Source organism: Paenirhodobacter sp. CAU 1674 (assembly GCF_029222945.1).
GTDB lineage: Bacteria > Pseudomonadota > Alphaproteobacteria > Rhodobacterales > Rhodobacteraceae > Rhodobacter.
In genome coordinates, this window is sequence record NZ_JARHUH010000001.1 from 318,350 (window position 1) to 337,686 (window position 19,337).

A 19,337-nucleotide genomic window follows, 5' to 3' on the forward strand; every position below is an offset into this window, starting at 1 on the left:
GCCCCCTGCCGGCTCAGACCCCGCGCAACGCGCGGATGCGGCCGGCCAGTTGCAGCGTCGAGCCATCCTTGCCCGCGCCGTCAGCCGTGCCCTCCAGCACCGGGGCCAGTGCCAGCGCCAGTTCCTTGCCCAGCTCGACCCCCCATTGGTCATAGCTGTTGATGCCCAGAATTACGCCCTCGACGAACACGCGGTGCTCGTAAAGCGCGATGATCCCGCCGAAGACCTCGGGTGTCAGTTTCGGATACAGAAGCGTCGTCGAGGGGCGCGAGCCCGGGAAGACACGGTGGCGCGCCTGTCGGTCCAGCTCTTCCCCTTCAAGGCCCTTCTTGCGCATGATTTCAGTGGCTTCGGCCAGATCGCGGCCCCGCATCAGCGCCTCTGATTGCGCCAGACAATTGGCCACCAGCAACAGGTGCTGATGCGCCAGGTCGGGCTCGTGCCCCTGGGCGGCCAGCATGAATTCGCACGGCACGATGCGGGTGCCCTGATGGATCAACTGGTAGAACGCGTGCTGGCCGTTGGTGCCCGGCTCGCCCCAGACCACCGGCCCCGAGTGATAGGGCAGATCGGCGCCATCCATGCTGACGCGTTTGCCGTTACTCTCCATTTCCAGCTGCTGCAGATAGGCGGGCAGACGTGCCAGACGCTGATCGTAGGGCAGCACCGCGCGGGTCGCATAGTCGCAAAACTGGTTGTGCCAGATGCCGACCAGCGCCAGCAGAACGGGCAGGTTTTCGGCGAAGGGCGCATCGCAGAAATGCGCGTCCATCGCGGCGGCCCCCGCCAGCATCGCATCGAAATTTTCCGGCCCGATCGCCAGCATCAGCGACAACCCGATCGGCCCCCACATCGAATAGCGCCCACCGACCCAGTCGGCGAAGCCGAACACCCGGCTGCCGTCGATGCCGAAGGCCGCCGTCTTCTCGGCCGCCGTCGAGAGCGCCGCGAATTGCGCGCCCGGGTCCGCCACCGCCGCCGCCATCCATCTGCGCGCCGTCTCGGCATTGGTCATCGTCTCGATCGTGGTGAAGGTCTTGGACGCCACCACCACCAGTGTCGTTTCCGGGTTCAGCCCTCTGAGCGTGTCATGGATATGCGCGCCATCCACGTTCGAGACGAAATGCACCCGCGGTCCGTTGTGATAGGGGGCCAGCGCCAGCGTGGCCATCGCGGGCCCAAGGTCCGAACCGCCGATGCCGATATTGACCACATCGGTGATCGCGCCGCCCTGCCCGGTGTAGCGCCCGGCGCGGATATCGCGCGCGAAGGCGGTCATCCGGGCATGGGTTTCGCGCACCGCAGGCATCACGTCATGCCCGTCCACCATCACCTCGCCATCGAGGTTGCGCAGAGCGGTATGCAGCACGGCGCGGCGCTCGGTCTCGTTGATCTTCTTGCCTGCGAACATCGCTGCGCGTTTTTCCGCGACACCCTGCTTTTCCGCCAGACGCAGCAGCAGGCTACGGGCCTTTGCGTCGATGTTCGTCTTGGAGTAATCGAACATGAACCCGCCGAATTCTGCGGTGAACTCGGCGGCGCGATTGTCATTTTCAAACAATTCGGCGATGCGGCGGGATTTTACGGCCTCTGCGTGGTCGCGCAGGTCTTGCCAGATGGTCATGTCAGTCTGCCCAGTGAATGGTGGCGTTTTTCAGAACGGTGCGCACCGGGGCCTGCAGTTCCGGCAGGGTGGCGGCACGCTCGATTGCGGCGCGTTTCTCGGCGCCGGTGATCAGGATATGGCTGTGCATCGCATCGCGCAGCACCGGCGCGGTCAGCGTCAGGCGCGGCTCGCCCGCGGCCTCGTCGCGCAGCGCCATCAGCGGCGGCGCGTCATCCGACAGCGCCTCGGCCAGATGATCGGCGCCGGGAAACAGGCTGGCCGTATGCATGTCCGCCCCCATGCCCAGCAGCAAGACGGTGATCGGCAGCACGGTTTCCACGCCCTCGGTCAGCTGCGCCAAGACATCCTCGGGCGCGTCAGCGGGGGCATAAAGCGGCACCAGTTGCGCCGCCGCCGCCCGGCCGCGCAGCAAGCGTTCGCGCAGCAGACGGGTGTTCGAACGCGGGCTGTCCACGGGCACCCAGCGTTCGTCGTTCAGCAGCACCGCGACCCTGGACCAGTCCAGATCCAGATCCGACAGGATATCGAACACCGGCCCCGGCGTGGTGCCCCCCGGCACCGAAAACGTGGCCAGCCCTTCGACCTCGATCGCGCGGCGCAATTGCGCGGCGATCTGGTCGGCGACGGCCAGCATCATCAGGTCGCGGTCGGGGTAAGCGACAAAGTTCATTCCCGGATCTCCCGCCAGCGGCGACCGTCGCGATGCATCAGCATCAGCGCATCCTCGGGCCCGGAGGAACCGGAATCGTAAGGCTGCGGCTTGTCGCCCCGTGCCTCCCAGCCGGCGATGATCGGGTCGGTCCAGGCCCAGGCGGCCTCGACCTCGTCGCCGCGCATGAACAGGGTCTGATTGCCGCGGATCACATCCATGATCAGCCGCTCGTAGGCGTCGGGAATATCGGCGCCCTCTTCTCCAAGCGCCTCGGCGAACGACATGTCGAGTGGCACCTGCACCAGTCGCATCCCCCCCGGCCCGGGTTCCTTGATCATCATCTTCAGGTTCATACCCTCATTCGGTTGCAACCGGATGACAAGCACGTTCTCGCGCCAGGTTTCGTCCGCCTCGTCAAAGATCGAATGCGGCGGCTCCTTGAAGGTGATGGCGATTTCGCTGGTGCGCGCACGCAGCCGCTTGCCGGTGCGCAGATAGAATGGCGTTCCGGTCCAGCGCCAGTTGGCGACATGGCATTTCAGCGCGACATAGCTTTCGGTGCGGCTGTCGGGGTTTTCGCTGTCCTGCAGATAGCCGGGCTGGGCGGTGTCGCAATCCGTGCCACGCGAGCGGGTGCCCAGATATTGCCCGCGCACGATGTCGCTGGCAACAACGGGCTGCAAGGCACGGATAACCTTGAGTTTTTCGTCGCGCACCGCGTCCGGGTCGAAGTGATAGGGCGGCTCCATCGCGATCAGGCACAACAGCTGCATCATGTGGTTCTGGACCATGTCGCGCATGGCGCCCGACTTGTCATAATACGACCCGCGCCCGCCCACACCGACGGTTTCGGCCACGGTAATTTGCACATGATCGACAAACTGCGCGTTCCACAGCGGCTCGAACAGGATATTGGCGAAGCGCACCGCCATCAGGTTCTGCACGGTTTCCTTGCCCAGATAATGGTCGATGCGATAGATCTGGTGCTCCTCGAAATGCTCGGCCAGCGTGGCGTTGAGCGCGCGGGCCGAGGTCAGATCGCGGCCGAAAGGCTTCTCCACCACGATCCGGCTGTCGGGCGTGGCGATGCCGTGGGCGTGCAAGCGTTCGGCAAGCGGACCGAACAACGCGGGCGCCACCGAGAAATAGAACGCGTTGACCCGGTCGGGATGCACCAGCGCCTTCAGTGGCGCCCAGCCTTCGTCGCCCATCGCATCGACCGCAACGTAATCCAGATTGGCCAGAAAGGCGTCGATCTGCGCGGGGTCGCGCTTGGCGGCGCCGACATGGTCATCAATCGCCGCGCGGACCTGCGCGCGAAACGCATCTGCATCCATCTCGGAGCGCGCCGCGCCGATGATCCGCGCCCCATCCGGGATCTGGCCTGCAAAAAAGCGCCGATAGAGGCCGGGAAGGATCTTGCGGGTGGCCAGATCGCCCGTGGCGCCAAACACCACCAGATCGAAAGGATCGACCGGAATTACGCGCGAAACCATGTGGCACTCCGTTGTTATCGCTAACGCGGGCGTTTTAGCCCCAGCGCCCGCCGAAGTCTAGCCTGAGGCGCGGGCAGGGCCAAGCAAATGCGCACCCGCTCACGCGTCCTTGTGCAGAAATGCCCGAAGTGCCTGAATATCCGGCGAAATCTCTTCAGCGAAACCGCAGGAAAAGGCATCGAAGGCCGCCCGGGTTTCAGGCGGAACCGACAACAACACGCGCAGGCCTGCCTCCAACCCCTGCCCGATCAGCGGCCGCACACCACGCCCGGCCGCTTCCTGCTTGCCGAATTTGTTCAGGATCAGCACGGTTCCGGGCGCGGCAGCGGCAATCGCGCGTGCGGTATCGGCGACGGCCTGCTCCAGCGCGCCGGCATCCAGCGTGCAGCCGTCCGCACCGGGGCCAAGATCCTGTGAAATCGGCATGATCGTATTGGCCGGCAGCAGGCGCAGCTGCATCTCGCAGGCGCGCGCAGCGGGCAGCTCGTCGCGCACCATCGCCACCACCGGCAGGCCCGCCGCAAACCGTTCGGCCGCCAGCCGGGCCAACAGCGCATCGGCCCGCCCGCGTTCGGCACAGCTCAGAAATCCCAACATCAGCCCAGCGCCTTTCCCAACCGCGGCAGTTTGGCCCGTTTCAGCAGCGCGCGCACCGGCTGCGGTTCCCCCGACAGCCGCTCGGCCTCGGCGCGCACCGCCTCGACCACGGCACCGACTTCGGCGGGATGATCGGACCACAACTGCCACAGAAACCCGTCCGGGTCACGCCGCGCAATCCCCTCGCCCGCCAGCACGCCGCGCGGAAAATCGACGGCGTTGAAGGTCACGATCGCCTCGGCGCCGCCGGCGATTGCGGCCGCCAGCACATGGATGTCATTGTCATCGGGCAGATGCAGACGCGCCTCCAGCCCGGAGCGGGGCGCCACGCTGGCCTGCGGAAATTGCGCTTTCAAAACAGCGATCTGGCCCCGCGCCATGGCCTCGTCCACCGGGCCGAAGCGGCGCACGGCGCGGGCCCATTCTTCCAGGATACGTTCTGACCACAGCGGTGTGTAAAGCCCCGCACGCGCCACGCCGATCAGGATCTCGCGCAGTACGGTCGGCACCAGAACGCAGGCGTCCAGCACCACTTTGATCGGCGCGCCCGGCATCAGTCGAGCCGGAAGAACAGCGCTTTGAGATAGGCCGATTCCGCCAGTTGCGGCAGCATCGGATGATCCGCGCCGGCATAGCCCGTGTGCAGCAGTTGGCTGCGCCGCCCGCCCCGCCCGATGCCCCGCGCCGAGGCATTGCGGAACTGCGTCAGATCGGCCGCATGGCTGCACGAGCACAGCGCCAGATAGCCCCCCGGCGCGACCAGCGGCGCGGCCAGACGCGCAACACGTTCATAAGCGCGCAGCCCCGCTTGCAGCGCCTGCTTGTTCGGCGCGAAGGCGGGCGGGTCGCAGATCACCAGATCGAATTGCGCGCCCTCGGCGGCCAGCGCTTCCAGCGTGGCGAAGGCATCGCCCTGACGGGTGGCGAACCGCGCCTGCATCCCCATCGCGGCCGCACCCTGCCCGGCCAGATCCAGCGCCGGACCCGAGGCATCGACCGACAGCGCGCTTTCGGCACCGCCCGCAAGGCACGCCAGCGCAAAACCGCCAACATGGGAAAACACATCCAGCACCCGCGCCCCCTGCGCTAGGCGCGCCGCAAAGGCATGGTTCGGGCGCTGGTCGAAGAACAGCCCCGTCTTCTGCCCGCCCAGCACGTCGGCCATATAGGTTGCCCCGTTCATCGGCACCGCCACCGGGCCGGTGACCGCGCCCTGCAGCACCACGGTTTCCTCGGGCAGGCCTTCCAGCCCGCGTGCCCGCCCGGTGCCATTCTTCACAACGGTCTGCACCCCGGTCACCTCGGCCAGCGCCGCAGCCAGATCGTCGATCATCGCCTCGGCCCAGGCGGCATTGGGCTGGATCACCGCCAGATCGCCGAAACGGTCGATGATGACACCGGGCAGGCCGTCGGCCTCGGCATGCACCAGCCGATAGAAAGGTTCGTCGAACAGCCGCGCGCGCAGTTCCAGCGCGCGGGCCAGACGCCCGGCGATCCAGGCACGGTCAATCACCGCCCCGGCATCGCGTTCCAGCACGCGGGCAATGATCTTGGATTTGGTATTCACGGTGACGGTCGCCAGCGGGCGGCGGGCGTCATCTTCCAGCGTGCAGATCGTGCCCGCAGCCAGCGCCTGCGTGCGCCGGTCGGTCACCAGCTCGTCGGCATAGACCCAAGGGAAGCCGTGGCGGATCGCCCGGGCCTCGGCTTTGGGGCGCAGGCGCACCACCGGACGGGTCGCGGTGGGTTCGGCGGTATCTTCGGCGATCATGTCTGACATCGGGGGCCTCAAACCAGAAAGGGGGCGTTGCCGCCCCCTCTACCCCGTTCGCGTGCCGGGCGAAAGCTTTGACTATTCGGCAACCGTCAGCGCAGGCGCCAGCAGCGAGATCCGTTCGGACAGCGCCCCCCGCGGTTGGGCCACCGGCGTCATCAGATCGGCGCGGATGGCATCGGTCAGGATCTGCGTCACCACAACCTTCTGAGTCAGGCCGCGCTCTTCCTCCTCGATCGCCTTTTGCCCACCCGAAGCCGGCTGCGAGGCATTGACCAGATGCGGCGCGACCACAACAGCCCCGGTTTCGGCATCCGTCACGCCGATCCTGAATTTCAGGCTGTAGCTGCCGCCGAAGGTATAGCGGGTCTTTTCGGTCAGCGCGTGGAAGCGCACGACCTCGATGTCGACCACAACCGGGCGGCCCTCGGTCATCGCGCCCGTCGCGCGATCCGCCGCCTCGGTGAACAGTGCAGAAACCTGCGCGTAACGGTCGCCACGCGCCTCGCCGCGCCAGACGATGTCGGCGATCGGATAATACAGGTTGGCCTCGGACACATGCAGCGTGCGCGGCACCGACACCCGGACCGTCCGCACATCGTAAAGCGGTGCGGTCATCACGGCGTCTTCGGCGCCCACGGTGATTTCGGCCAGCGGCGTGACATCGGTCGCCCCGCGCGACGCCGGCTCCACCTCGGCGCACCCCGCCAGCAGTGCAAGCGCGGCGAAAAGGGCGATCATACGGGTCGGTTTCATAATGTTCATCTCCGGCTGAGCCATCCTGACGGGCTGGAAGATGCAGGCCGAATGTGGCAGAAAAGGGTTAACAGTGGCGCAATTCTGCGGAAAAACCCTTGCCCACAGGTCACTTGCAGCCCATTTTTAAAGAATAGCTTCCCGATTGATTTGTTAGCGCTAACGTTATAAGACGCCATCGCTGCCCCGCAGCAGATGCTCCTGCAGACGAGAACCCGCCATGCCCCAGACCCCCGCTGCGCTGAACGCCACGATCGCCCGCGTCACCGACCGGATCCGGGCGCGTTCGGCCGGGCGGCGGGCGGATTACCTGGCGCAGATCAAGGCCGCGGCACAGGCGGGCCCCGCGCGCGCGCATCTGAGCTGCGGCAACCAGGCCCATGCCTATGCCGCCATGGGCACCGATCAGCCCGCGCTGGCCGAGGGTCGTGCCCCCAATATCGGCATCGTCACCGCCTATAATGACATGCTCAGCGCGCATCAGCCCTATGAAACCTATCCCGCGCTGATCCGCGAGGCACTGCGCGCGATGGGCGCCACCGCACAGGTCGCAGGCGGCGTGCCCGCGATGTGCGATGGCGTGACCCAGGGCCAGCCGGGGATGGAGTTGAGCCTGTTTTCGCGCGATGTGATCGCCCTCGCCGCCGGGGTGGCACTGTCGCATAACACCTTCGATGCCGCGCTCTACCTCGGGGTCTGCGACAAGATCGTGCCCGGGCTGGTGATGGCCGCCGCGACCTTCGGCCATATCCCGGCAGTGTTCCTGCCCGCAGGGCCGATGACCTCGGGCCTGCCGAATGACGAAAAGGCCAAGGTGCGCCAGCAGTTTGCCACCGGCGAGGTCGGGCGCGACGCGCTGATGGCGGCGGAGATGGCCAGCTATCATGGCCCCGGCACCTGCACCTTCTACGGCACCGCCAACACCAACCAGATGCTGATGGAGATCATGGGCCTGCACCTGCCGGGCGCCAGCTTCGTCAACCCCGGCACCGATCTGCGCCAGGCGCTGACGGTCGCGGGCGCGCGGCGCGCCGCCGAAATCACCGCCTTGGGCAACGATTACCGCCCCGCGGGCGAGATTCTGGATGAACGTGCCTTCGTCAACGGTCTGGTCGGGCTGATGGCCACGGGCGGATCGACCAATCTGGTGCTGCATATGCCCGCAATGGCGCGTGCCGCCGGGATCGTGCTGGATCTGGCCGATTTCGATGCGATTTCCGATGTCGTGCCGCTGATGGCCAAGGTCTATCCGAACGGTCTGGCCGATGTGAACCATTTCCACGCGGCGGGCGGGATGCAGTTCCTGATCCGTGAATTGCTGGGCGCAGGGCTGCTGCACCCCGATGCCAAGACCGTCACCGGCGACGGGCTGGCCGCCTATATCCGCGAACCCAAACTGCGCGACGGCACGCTGGTCTGGGAAGACGGCCCCGAAACCACGCTGAACGACAAGATCCTGCGCCCCGCCACCGCGCCCTTCGCCGCCTCTGGCGGTCTGCGGCAGCTTGAAGGCAACCTCGGGCGCGGCGTCATCAAGATTTCGGCCGTGGCCCCCGAACACCGTCTGGTCGAGGCCCCGGTGCGCATCTTCCACGATCAAGCCGATGTGAAGGCCGCCTTCCAGCGCGGCGAATTCACTGCGGACACGGTGGTCGTCGTCCGTTTTCAGGGCCCGCGCGCCAATGGCATGCCCGAACTGCACTCGCTCACCCCCACGCTTTCGGTTTTGCAGGGCCGCGGGCTGCGGGTGGCACTGGTGACCGACGGGCGGATGTCGGGCGCCAGCGGCAAGGTGCCCGCCGCGATCCACGTCAGCCCCGAGGCCGCCTGCGCCGGCCCGCTGGCGCGGCTGATCGACGGCGATATCGTGCGGCTTGACGCCGTGGCGGGCACGCTCGATTGCCTGACCGACGGTTTCGCGGATCGCGCCCCCATCAGTGCCGATCTGTCGGCCAATGCACATGGCCTTGGCCGCGAGTTGTTCGATGCCTTCCGCCGCACTGTCGGCCCAGCGACCGACGGCGCGGCGGTGGTTGTTTGAGTTTTTGCCTCCGGCGGGGATATTTTAACCAGAAAGAAACTAGGTTCGGGAAAGCTGCTGTCACGGTACAGGCGGGGACGTCGATGACCGTCCAGAGAGAAAGCGCGCCGTCTCCCCCGCAAGCGGCCCGAGGCGGCGCGCGGCTTTCCCCCTTCTTTCTGGCCCAAATATCCCCGCCGGAGGCTCCCGAACCCGCCGCCCGCGCGCGGCCCGTGACTGGAGTGCCCCATGACCCCCGCCGATCAATCCGCCGCTGCCCGCAAGATCTGCCTGATGGCCCCGATCATCCCGGTGATCGTGGTCAAGGACGTGGCCCATGCAGAATCGCTGGCCCGCGCGCTGGTGGCGGGGGGCCTGCCCGCGCTGGAGGTGACGCTGCGCACGCCCTGCGCGCTGGAGGCGATCCGCGCGATGGCCGGAGTCGCGGGTGGCGTGGTGGGGGCCGGCACGCTGATCACACCCGCCGATGTGCGCGCGGCCAAGGCGGCGGGGGCGCAGTTCGGCGTCTCGCCCGGCGCCACCGATGCGCTGCTGCGCGCCTGCGAAGACGAAGGGTTGCCGCTGTTGCCCGGTGCGGCCACCGCGACCGAGGCGATGATTCTGCTGGAACGCGGATACAACGTGCAGAAATTCTTTCCGGCCGAGGTGGCGGGCGGGGCCGCCGCGCTCAAGGCCATCGGCGCACCGCTGCCGCAGATCTCGTTCTGCCCGACCGGCGGGATCAGCCCGCAGAATGCCGGCAGCTATCTGTCGCTGACCAACGTGCTGTGCGCGGGCGGCAGCTGGGTGGCGCCCGATGCGATGGTGCAGGCGGGCGACTGGGCCGGGATCGAGGCACTGGCCCGCGCGGCCGCCGCCTTGCCGCGCTGAGGCCTCAGGCGCCCGGCGCGAACCGGGCCGCGCGCCCGCCGCGCCGAGTGCCTGCCGCATCGGCGCGGGTCAGACCTTCGCTCAGCACCGCGCTCATCGGATGCCCGGGGGCGCCCTCATAGGCCGCCAGCACCACCCGCATTGCCTCGCGCGCATCCACGCCCGGCTCCAGGCTCAGCGCCCAGTCCATGAAGATCGAACGGCATTCGGCATCGCCGATCCCCTCGATCCGATAGCTTTCGCGGATCAGACCCTTCGGGTCCGCGATGCTCAACTCCATCAGTTTCCTCGCCATGTTACCTCAGCGCCTGTTCCACGATCGCCGCGACCTCTGATGTGGTGCGCGCCAGCCGCGCGGCAAGGGCGTCCAGAGTGTCCTCGCCCGCCTCGCGCAGCAGGAAGGCGCGCCCGCCCTCGCCGATCGCAGCCATATCCAAGGGCTTGTCGGTCAGCAACCGCCCGCCCGCCTGCAATCGCCACAGGAACCGATAGGCCGACGCCAGCGCCTCGGCCTGCGCCGCGGTGACGAAGCCGCCCCGCGGCCCGATCCGAAGTTGCGGTTCCACCCGGCGCGCCGGATCACCCGCGCGCAGCGCGAAGCTTTGCGCCAACAGCTCGATGTCTTGCAACCGGCCGGGGCCAATCTTGGCCTCCCAGGCGCCGTCGGGGGCCTTCGCGGCGAAGATCCGCGCGCGCATCTCGGCCAGATCGGGCATCACCTGCGGGCCTGCGCCCTTGGCGGCCAGCACCGCGCGGCGCACTGCCTCGACATCCGCGGCCAGCCCGGCATCGCCCGCCACCGGCCGCGCCCGGGTCAGCGCCAGATGCTCCCATGTCCAGGCCTCGTCCATCTGATAGCTGCGGAACGCATCGAGCGACACCGCAACCGGCCCCTGCCGCCCCGAGGGCCGCAGCCGCATGTCCACCTCGTAGAGCCGTCCTTCCGGCATCGGCGCGGTCAGCGCGGTAATCAGCGCCTGCGTCAGCCGCGCGAAATAGGCCCGTGTCGCCAGGGGCTTGCGGCCTTCGGATTGCTCGGCCCCCTGGGCATCATAGATCACGATCAGGTCCAGATCCGAGGCGGCATTCAGCCGTTCAGCCCCGAGCGACCCCATCCCCAGCACGACCGCGCCACGCCCCGGGGGCGCCCCGTGTTTCTGTGCGAACTCGGCCACCACCTCGGGCCAGAGCCCGGCCACCGCAGCCCCGGCCACATCGGCATAGTGCCGCGCCACCTCGGCCGCATCGGCCAGCCCGCGCAGATGATGCACCCCCACGCGGAAGCGCCATTCCTTCGCCCAGCGGCGCGCGGCATCCAGTTTCTTCTCGTAATCCGGCGCGGCCTGCAACGCCGCCGCCAGACTGGCGGCCAGCCCTTCGGCGCCCGGCCAGGGGGCAAAGAAGGCGCCGCCCAGAACCGCGTCCAGAACGCCCGCATTGCGCGACAGATAATCCGCCAGGCCCGGCGCGGTGGCACAGATGTCGACGATCAGTTCGACAAGCTGCGGGTTCGCCTCGAACAGCGAGAACAGCTGCACCCCGGCAGGCAGACGGCTGAGGAAACCGTCGAACTGGCGCAGGGCCTCTTCGGGGTTGGCGGCGCGTTGCAGTAGGCGCAGCACCTCGGGTTCGACCCGGCGGAAGATCCCGCGCGCCCGGTCCGACCGCAGGCAGGGATAGCTGCGCCAGCCATCGACGATGCGCTGCGCACCTTCGGAAAGATCGGGGGCCTCGGCGGCTTCTCCGGGGGCAAAGAAAGCGCCGGTCAGTGCTTCGACCCGCTCCAACCGGCCCAGAAGGCGCGCACTCCAGGCCTGCACGTCGCCCTCGCCCATCATCGCCGCGATCCGCGCAAGCCCGTCGGGGGCCGTCGGCAGACGGTGGGTCTGGGCATCGTTGACCATCTGCACGCGATGCTCGATCTCGCGATGCTCGCGGTAATGCGCGATCAACTCGGCCGCCACCTCGCCATCGACCCAACCCTTCGAGGCCAGCAGCGACAGCCCGCCCACCGTGGTGCGATCGCGCAGATCGGGGTCACGCCCACCCGCGATCAGTTGCCGGGTCTGGGTGAAGAACTCGATTTCGCGTATGCCGCCCTGCCCCAGCTTCATGTCATGCCCGGGCAGGGTGATCGGACCGTGAAGGCCCTTGTGCTCGCGAATCCGCAGGCGCATGTCATGCGCATCCTGGATCGCCGCGAAATCGAGGTGTTTGCGCCAGACGAACGGCGTCAGCGTGGTCAGGAAGCGCTGCCCCGCCGCCAGATCCCCGGCACAGGGCCGCGCCTTGATATAGGCGGCGCGTTCCCAGGTGCGGCCTTCGGCTTCGTAATACTGTTCGGCGGCGGCCATCGAGATGCAGACCGGGGTCACACTGGCATCGGGGCGCAGCCGCAGATCGGTGCGGAAGACATAGCCCTCGGCGGTGATGTCCGACAGCAGCGCCGCCATCTTGCGGGTGACGCGGATGAAAGAGGCGCGGGCCTCCATCTGGTCGGCGGGATCGAAACGGCTTTCGTCGAACAGGCAGATCAGGTCGATATCCGAACTGTAGTTCAGCTCGCCCGCGCCCATCTTGCCCATCGCCAGGGCCACCATGCCGCCCGCGATCGCCGCATCCTCGGGCGTCGCGCCGGGTAGCTTGCCGCGGCGGATTTCATCGGCGACCAGCCGCTTCAAGGCCAGATCGACCGCCAGATCGCCCAACCGTGTCAGCGCGCCGGTCACCGTCTCCAGCGGCCAGACGCCGCCCAGATCGGCCAGCCCCGCCAGCAGGGCCACCCGGCGCTTGGCACGCCGCAACTCGGGGCCGAGCTGATCCAGCGCCACATCGCCCAGCCGCGCGAATTCGGCCTCCAGCGCGGCTTCGGGCGTGCCGCAAAGTGCAGGCGCGATCCAGGCGGCCTCGCGCGTCAGCAGACCGGACAGATAGGGCGAACACCCGCCCGTGCCCGCAATCAACGCGCGCAACTCGGGCGCGAGGTCGGCAAAGGGCAGCGCAGCATCCGCCCCCCTCTCCGGTTCGAAAGGAATGGGACAGCGGGTCAGGCGGGATGCGAAAGTCATGGCGCCACACTACTGCGCCGCCCGCGCCGGTCAATGGGATTTGCCCGACAGCGCATGGCGCCCGGCCCGCTATCGAAAAATGTAAAAAAGTTTTACATCCCCCCTTGTGCGCGACGGAACCCTCCCCATCTTCCGTAATGTGAAGGCAATTCACATCGCAACGGAGGTTTCCATGTCTGCTTATGCCTATTCCGCCGCCGAAGCCGCCGCCCGCCCCGGCTGGATCACCCGCACGCTCAACTGGCTTGACGAGCGCGGGCCGGTCTCCTGGATCGTGGTGATGGTCGGCTCGTTCATCTTTGCCGGCCCGCTGGGCCTGCTGGTTCTGGGCTTCATCCTGATTACCGGCCGCTTCGGCAAGGGCTGCCGCCGCGCCCGGGAGGCCAGCCGCATGTGCGGGCCGCGCCTGCATTTCCACGCCCGCCGCGGCACCGGCAACGCCGCCTTCGACGCCTACAAGGCCGACACCCTGGCCCGTCTGGAGCGCGAGCAGGACGATTTCGAAGCCTTCCTGGCCCGCCTGCGCGAAGCCCGCGACAAGGCTGAATTCGACCAGTACATGGACGAACGCGCCCACGCCGCCGCCGCGCCCGCGACCGAGCAGAACGCCCCCGAAGACGACGCTCCGCGCGGCAATTACTGAGTTCGCACGTCCCTTCGGCACGCCACGCACGCGCGCCCTTCCCGGGCCCGGCTTGAAAAAGCCGGGCCTGCGACTATTTCGGTTCGAGGAAAGGCTTGGCGCAAGCCACCGAAGTTGCTAGCCTTCCGCTCAACCACCCAAAACCTCAGCGATCATGCGTCATTCCCTTCCGCTCGCCCCGCAGTTCTATGTGACCGCGCCGCAGCCCTGTCCCTATCTGGACGGGCGGGCCGAACGGAAGCTGTTTACCGCGCTGCAGGGCGAAGGCGCCGAAAAGCTGAACAATGCCCTGTCGCGGCAGGGATTCCGGCGTTCGCAGAATGTGCTGTATCGCCCGTCCTGCGCGGATTGCACGGCCTGCCTGTCGGCCCGCATCCGGGTGGCGGATTTCACCTTGTCGCGCACCCAGCGGCGGGTGCTGCGGCGCAATGCCGATCTGAAGCGCACCGCCACCAGCCCCTGGGCGACCGAGGAACAATTCGCGCTGTTTCGCCGCTATCTGGACCATCGCCACGCCGATGGCGGCATGGCGGACATGGATATTTTCGAATTCGCCGCGATGATCGAGGAGACGCCGGTCAAGTCGCGGGTGGTGGAATATCGCGAAACCGCGGCAAGCCCCGGCTCCGTGCGGGCGCTGACGGCGGTCTGCCTGACCGATGTGCTCGATGACGGGCTGAGCATGGTCTACAGCTTCTATGACCCCGACCGGATCGACGACAGCCTGGGCACCTTCCTGATCCTCGATCATGTCGAGATCGCGCGCCGCGCGGGCCTGCCCTATGTCTATCTGGGCTATTGGGTGCCGGGCTCGCGCAAGATGGGGTACAAGGCGAATTTCTCTGCGCTGGAGATCTTCAAGGGCGGGCGCTGGCAGGACATCGGCAACCCCGAGGACCATTGCAGCGAAACCCATCCGCTGTCGGTGGACCCGATCGCCGAACAGGTCGCGCGCATTTCCCTGCCCGACACCCGCGAGGGTTGAACTGCCCGCCCCCGCGCCCCTGCCTCTTGGATAAGCAGGGCCGCCCATAGCTGCGGCAGTTACGCGCAGCAGCACCGTTTTCGGGCTAAGCCTCTGCAAAATCGTCTGGAAATCTGGCCGGATCGCAGAGATTCTGTTGCGCTTTATCTGGACAGCACCCGACCAAACTGCCAGTTTCCCGGCAGTGCCGCAGGCTAGCGCCGCGCCGCTCCGACAGTCTGATCATCCGGGAGGAAACCTATGGATCGCCGTTCATTCCTGACCAAAGCCGCCATCGGCGGCGCCGCTGCCAGCCTCGCCGCCCCCGCCCTTGCGCAGGATCTGCCCGAGGTGACCTGGCGCCTGACCTCGTCCTTCCCGAAATCGCTCGACACGATTTACGGCGGCGCCGAGGTTCTGGCCAAGCGCGTCGAAGAAGCCACCGGCGGCAAGTTCAAGATCCAGGTCTTTGCGGGCGGCGAAATCGTCCCCGGCCTGCAAGCCGCCGATGCCGCCGCTGCGGGCACGGTCGAGGCCTGCCACACCGTGGGCTACTATTACTGGGGCAAGAACCCGGCCTGGGCCGTTGCGGCGGCCGTGCCGTTCTCGCTCTCGGCGCGCGGCATCAACGCCTGGCACTACCATGGCGGCGGCATCGACCTGTATAACGAATTCCTCGCGACCCAGGGCCTCGTCGGCTTCCCGGGCGGCAACACCGGCGTGCAGATGGGCGGCTGGTTCCGCAAGGAAATCAACACCGTCGAAGACCTGAAGGGCCTGAAGATGCGCGTCGGCGGCTTTGCCGGCAAGGTGATGGAGAAACTGGGCCTCGTGCCGCAGCAGATCGCCGGCGGCGACATCTACCCGGCGCTGGAAAAAGGCACCATCGACGCGACCGAATGGGTCGGCCCCTACGACGATGAAAAGCTCGGCTTCTATAAAGTTGCGCCCTACTACTACTACCCCGGCTGGTGGGAAGGTGGCCCGACCGTCCACTTCATGTTCAACAAGGCCGCCTACGAAGCCCTGCCCCCGGCCTATCAGTCGCTGCTGCGCTCGATCTGCCAGGGCGTCGATGCGAACATGCTGCAGATGTATGACTACCTGAACCCCAAGGCGCTCAAGACGCTGGTTGCCAACGGTGCGCAACTGCGTCCGTTCAGCCCGGAAATCCTGCAGGCCTGCTTCACCGCCGCCAACGAGGTCTATGCCGAGCTGGAAGCCACGAACCCCGAGTTCGCGAAGCTGTGGCAGTCGATCAAGGAATTCCGGTCGGAAAACTACCTCTGGACCCAGGTTGCCGAATACAACTACGACACCTTCATGATGATCCAGCAGCGCAACGGCACGCTCTGATCGCCTGAATTTCGGGCCTGCGCCGCGTTTTTTCGGCGCAGGTTTCACACGTTCAACCCCGGGGTGCAGACCGCATTCCGGGGTTTCTCATTTTCGATAGCGGCATTGCAAAAATCGCAAAACTAACGCTTTACAGGCGATTTCGGTCAAGTAAAGTGACCACCAGACCCACTTCCGGGGAGGAACCGCGCTGCGGACCGGGGGTGAACGGTTCAGAAAACAACGGGAGGAATACCAATGGATCGTCGTTCTTTCATCCGCAAGGGTGCGCTTGGGGGTGCCGCAGCAGCGGCCGCGGCCACGGTGGCCGCGCCGGCCATGGCCGAGGACCTGCCCGAGATCACCTGGCGGCTGACCTCGTCTTTCCCCAAATCGCTCGACACCATCTATGGCGCGGCCGAAACCATGGCCAATTACGTCTCGAAGATGACCGGCGGCAAGTTCAAGATCCAGGTCTTCGCCGCGGGCGAGATCGTCCCCGGCCTGCAGGCGATGGACGCGGTGTCGAACGGCACGGTCGAGGCCTGCCACACCGCCTCTTACTACTACTGGGGCAAGGACGCGACCTTCGCGCTTGGCACTGCGGTGCCCTTCGGGCTCAACGCGCGCCAGCAGAACGGCTGGTTCTATTATGGCGGCGGCAATGACCTGCTGAACGAATTCTACAACACTCAGGGCATCCACGGCCTGCCCTGCGGCAATACCGGCGCGCAGATGGGCGGCTGGTTCCGCAAGGAAATCAACACCGTCGCCGATCTGAAGGGCGTGAAAATGCGCATCGGCGGCTTCGGCGGCAAGGTGATGGAAAAGCTCGGCGTCGTGCCGCAGCAGATCGCCGGCGGCGACATCTACCCCGCGCTGGAAAAAGGCACCATCGACGCGACCGAATGGGTCGGCCCCTACGACGATGAAAAGCTCGGCTTCTATAAAGTGGCGCCCTACTACTACTACCCCGGCTGGTGGGAAGGCGGCGCCTGCCTGCATGCGTTCTTCAACAAATCGAAATGGGACGAACTGCCCGAGGCCTATCAGGTTGCGCTTACCGCGGCCTGTCAGGCGGCCAACTCGGACATGCTGGCGGCCTATGATTACAAGAACCCCGCGGCGCTGAAAACGCTGATGGCGAATGGCGCGCAGCTGCGTCCGTTCTCGGCCGAGGTACTGACCGCCTGCTACAACGCCGCGCAGGAAGTCTATGCCGAGATCACCTCGTCGAACGCGGCCTTCAAGAAGATCTACGAAAGCCAGCTGGCCTACAAGCGCGACGCCTATGTCTGGGCGCAACTGTCGGAATACAACTTCGACACGTTTATGATGATCCAGCAACGCAACGGCGCGCTCTGACGCCGCTAGCGGGCCTAAGCCCGGCATGCACCTGCCGCAAAAAGCCCCTGAGCAATCCGGGGCTTTTTCATTACATTTGCCACGCGGGATGCGCGGCTTCCCGGCGGCAGCTAACGATTGCTTCACGCCTTGCGCTTAGGATGGCCCGGTCTAACCAAGGATTCCCGGCCATGTTCTCCAAGCTGTATAGAATTCCAGCCCGCATCTACGCGATCGTCACCATCGCGGCGATTTCGCTGACCATCCTGTCCCAGATCTTGCTGAGTTCGGCAGTGAACAACGCCTACGACATGCGCGAACGCCATCTGAACGATGTGATCGACACCGCCATCAGCATGCTGGCAGAGCTGCAATCCGAGGTCGAGGCGGGAGCCCTGAGCATGGAAGAGGCGCAGGCCGAAGGGCGCCGGGTGCTCAGCGCGCTGCGCTTCGACACCTCGGGCTATTTCTACGCCTTCGACAAGGACATCACCATCATCGTTCACCCCACGATGCCGGACTGGGTCGGCACCGACCAGTCGGCCTATGCCGATTTCTATGGCACTCGCGTCTTTGAAGAGATGCAGAAGATCGCCGAGGCCGACGGCAAGGGCAGCCTGACCTACTATTTCAAGAAACCCGACGCACAAGAGGCGGAAAAGAAGATCGGCTATGTCAAGCTGTTCCCGACCTGGGGCTGGATCGTCGGCACCGGTTCCTATGTTTCGGATATCGACGCAGCCCTGAGCAAACTGCGAATGGCGGCCAATGTCACACTGGGGCTCAGCGTGCTGGTGCTGCTGGTGATTTCGACCCTGCTGGCCCGCAGCGTGACGATCCCCTTCGCGGCGATCTGTGCGCGGATGAACTCGATGACGGCGGGCGATACGGCCACCGACGTGCCCTATACCGCAGCCAAAAGCGACATCGGCGACATGGCCCGTGCCCTCGATCAGTTCCGCATGGCCTTGCTGGAGAAAGACGCGCTGGAACAGGCGCGGGCGGAAAAGGACGCCGAACTGAAACGCGCCCAGGACGAGGCACGCAAGCGCGAAGAAGACATGAAGGCCCGCGATGCCGCTGCGGTCGAAGAACGTCACCGCCAGGAAGAAGCACAGCGCGCCGAACGCGATGCGCTGCGCGCGCAGACCGAAGCCGAGCGCGATGCGCAAATGCGCGAACAGGAAAAGGTGGTCAGCACCCTTGCACGCAATCTCAAGGCGATGTCGCACGGCGATCTGAGCGTCGCGATACACGAGCACTTCCCGCCCTCTTATGAACAGCTGCGTCTCGATTTCAACGCCGCGATCGAAAAGTTCTCGGAACTGGCCGCGTCGATCATTTCCAGCGCGAACATGATCGAGGCCGAAACCGGCAGTCTGCGCAGCGCATCGCTGGAACTGGGGCGCCGGACCGAAACCCAGGCCGCCTCTCTGGAAGAAACCGCCGCTGCGATGAACCAGATGGCGGCCTCGGTCGACAATTCCGCCGCTGGCGCGCGCAATGCCGCCAAGGCGGTCGAGAAGACCCGTGACACCACGACCGCCGGGCGCGACATCGTCAAGCAGACCGTGGCAGCGATGCATGACATTGCGCAAAGCTCGGTGAAGATCTCGCGCATCACCAGCGTGATCGACGACATCGCGTTCCAGACCAACCTGCTGGCGCTGAATGCCGGGGTCGAGGCCGCACGGGCCGGGGAAACAGGGCGGGGCTTCGCCGTCGTCGCCTCTGAGGTGCGCGCACTGGCGCAGCGATCCTCCGAAGCCGCCCGCGAAATCGCCGAGTTGATCAGCACCTCGGAACACCAGGTCAAATCAGGCGTCGATCTGGCTTCGCAATCGGACACCGCCCTGGGGGATATCGGCGATCTGGTGTCGGAACTCGACACACTGGTCTCAACCATCGCCGCCTCGGCGGCCGAACAGGCCGTAGGGATTTCCGAAGTGACGACCGCAGTGAACCAACTCGATCAGGTCACCCAGCAAAATGCCGCGATGTTCGAGGAAAACTCCGCCGCCGTTCAAGGCCTGATGACCCAGGCACTTTCGCTCAAGGAAATCAGCTCGGTCTTTACCATCGAAGCCGAGGAGGAGGAACCGGCACGCCTTGCATCGTGATCTTGCGGCACGCCCGACAGCCCGCGCCTCGCCCCTGGGCATGACGCACG

16 protein-coding genes are annotated in these 19,337 nt (G+C 66.3%); 7 read left to right on the forward strand and 9 right to left on the reverse strand.

Annotated elements, in window-relative coordinates:
- Positions 1-13: 13 nt before the first annotated feature.
- From pgi to P2G62_RS01535, 7 genes are all read right to left on the reverse strand, one after another.
- On the reverse strand, positions 14-1,624 hold the full coding sequence (gene pgi, locus P2G62_RS01505) for a glucose-6-phosphate isomerase (protein WP_275733084.1): 1,611 nt from the start codon (positions 1,622-1,624) through the stop codon (positions 14-16).
- Between the two features lies 1 nt (position 1,625).
- Positions 1,626-2,297 (reverse strand): 6-phosphogluconolactonase, encoded by a 672-nt coding sequence (gene pgl / locus P2G62_RS01510; protein ID WP_275733085.1) that lies wholly within the window; start codon positions 2,295-2,297, stop codon positions 1,626-1,628.
- Positions 2,294-3,775, reverse strand: coding sequence for a glucose-6-phosphate dehydrogenase (zwf, locus tag P2G62_RS01515; protein WP_275733086.1), 1,482 nt, complete (start codon positions 3,773-3,775; stop codon positions 2,294-2,296). Before zwf ends, pgl begins: the two co-directional genes overlap by 4 nt.
- A gap of 99 nt (positions 3,776-3,874) precedes the next feature.
- On the reverse strand, positions 3,875-4,372 hold the full coding sequence (locus P2G62_RS01520; protein WP_275733087.1) for a DUF2478 domain-containing protein: 498 nt from the start codon (positions 4,370-4,372) through the stop codon (positions 3,875-3,877).
- Entirely contained in the window at positions 4,372-4,911 is a 540-nt protein-coding gene (locus tag P2G62_RS01525; RefSeq protein WP_275733212.1) for a PIN domain-containing protein, read from the reverse strand. Before P2G62_RS01525 ends, P2G62_RS01520 begins: the two co-directional genes overlap by 1 nt.
- 14 nt (positions 4,912-4,925) lie before the next feature.
- Entirely contained in the window at positions 4,926-6,143 is a 1,218-nt protein-coding gene (locus P2G62_RS01530) for a class I SAM-dependent rRNA methyltransferase (protein WP_275733213.1), read from the reverse strand.
- Between the two features lie 81 nt (positions 6,144-6,224).
- Positions 6,225-6,902: a DUF6778 family protein gene (locus P2G62_RS01535; protein ID WP_275733088.1), complete on the reverse strand. Its 678-nt coding sequence runs from the start codon at positions 6,900-6,902 to the stop codon at positions 6,225-6,227.
- Between the two features lie 220 nt (positions 6,903-7,122).
- Here P2G62_RS01535 and edd point away from each other — a divergent pair, with 220 nt between their 5' ends.
- Positions 7,123-8,943: a phosphogluconate dehydratase gene (gene edd / locus P2G62_RS01540; RefSeq protein ID WP_275733089.1), complete on the forward strand. Its 1,821-nt coding sequence runs from the start codon at positions 7,123-7,125 to the stop codon at positions 8,941-8,943.
- Between the two features lie 228 nt (positions 8,944-9,171).
- On the forward strand, positions 9,172-9,813 hold the full coding sequence (gene eda, locus P2G62_RS01545; protein WP_275733090.1) for a bifunctional 4-hydroxy-2-oxoglutarate aldolase/2-dehydro-3-deoxy-phosphogluconate aldolase: 642 nt from the start codon (positions 9,172-9,174) through the stop codon (positions 9,811-9,813).
- A gap of 4 nt (positions 9,814-9,817) precedes the next feature.
- Here the strand turns inward: eda and P2G62_RS01550 are convergent, their stop codons facing one another.
- A complete protein-coding gene (locus P2G62_RS01550) occupies positions 9,818-10,093 on the reverse strand; it encodes a hypothetical protein (protein WP_275733214.1) in 276 nt (91 codons plus the stop codon).
- Positions 10,094-10,109: 16 nt separating this feature from the next.
- Entirely contained in the window at positions 10,110-12,881 is a 2,772-nt protein-coding gene (locus tag P2G62_RS01555; protein WP_275733091.1) for a glutamine-synthetase adenylyltransferase, read from the reverse strand.
- 172 nt (positions 12,882-13,053) lie between these two features.
- Here P2G62_RS01555 and P2G62_RS01560 point away from each other — a divergent pair, with 172 nt between their 5' ends.
- The 5 genes from P2G62_RS01560 (at position 13,054) to P2G62_RS01580 (ending at position 19,287) form a co-directional block, all read left to right on the forward strand.
- Complete coding sequence (locus tag P2G62_RS01560; protein ID WP_275733092.1) at positions 13,054-13,524, forward strand: DUF2852 domain-containing protein; 471 nt, start codon at positions 13,054-13,056, stop codon at positions 13,522-13,524.
- Positions 13,525-13,678: 154 nt separating this feature from the next.
- Positions 13,679-14,509, forward strand: coding sequence for an arginyltransferase (locus tag P2G62_RS01565; protein WP_275733093.1), 831 nt, complete (start codon positions 13,679-13,681; stop codon positions 14,507-14,509).
- Between the two features lie 240 nt (positions 14,510-14,749).
- Entirely contained in the window at positions 14,750-15,844 is a 1,095-nt protein-coding gene (locus P2G62_RS01570; RefSeq protein ID WP_275733094.1) for a TRAP transporter substrate-binding protein, read from the forward strand.
- 237 nt (positions 15,845-16,081) lie between these two features.
- A complete protein-coding gene (locus P2G62_RS01575) occupies positions 16,082-17,188 on the forward strand; it encodes a TRAP transporter substrate-binding protein (protein WP_275733095.1) in 1,107 nt (368 codons plus the stop codon).
- 170 nt (positions 17,189-17,358) lie between these two features.
- Positions 17,359-19,287, forward strand: coding sequence for a methyl-accepting chemotaxis protein (locus tag P2G62_RS01580; protein ID WP_275733096.1), 1,929 nt, complete (start codon positions 17,359-17,361; stop codon positions 19,285-19,287).
- Positions 19,288-19,337: the final 50 nt, after the last annotated feature.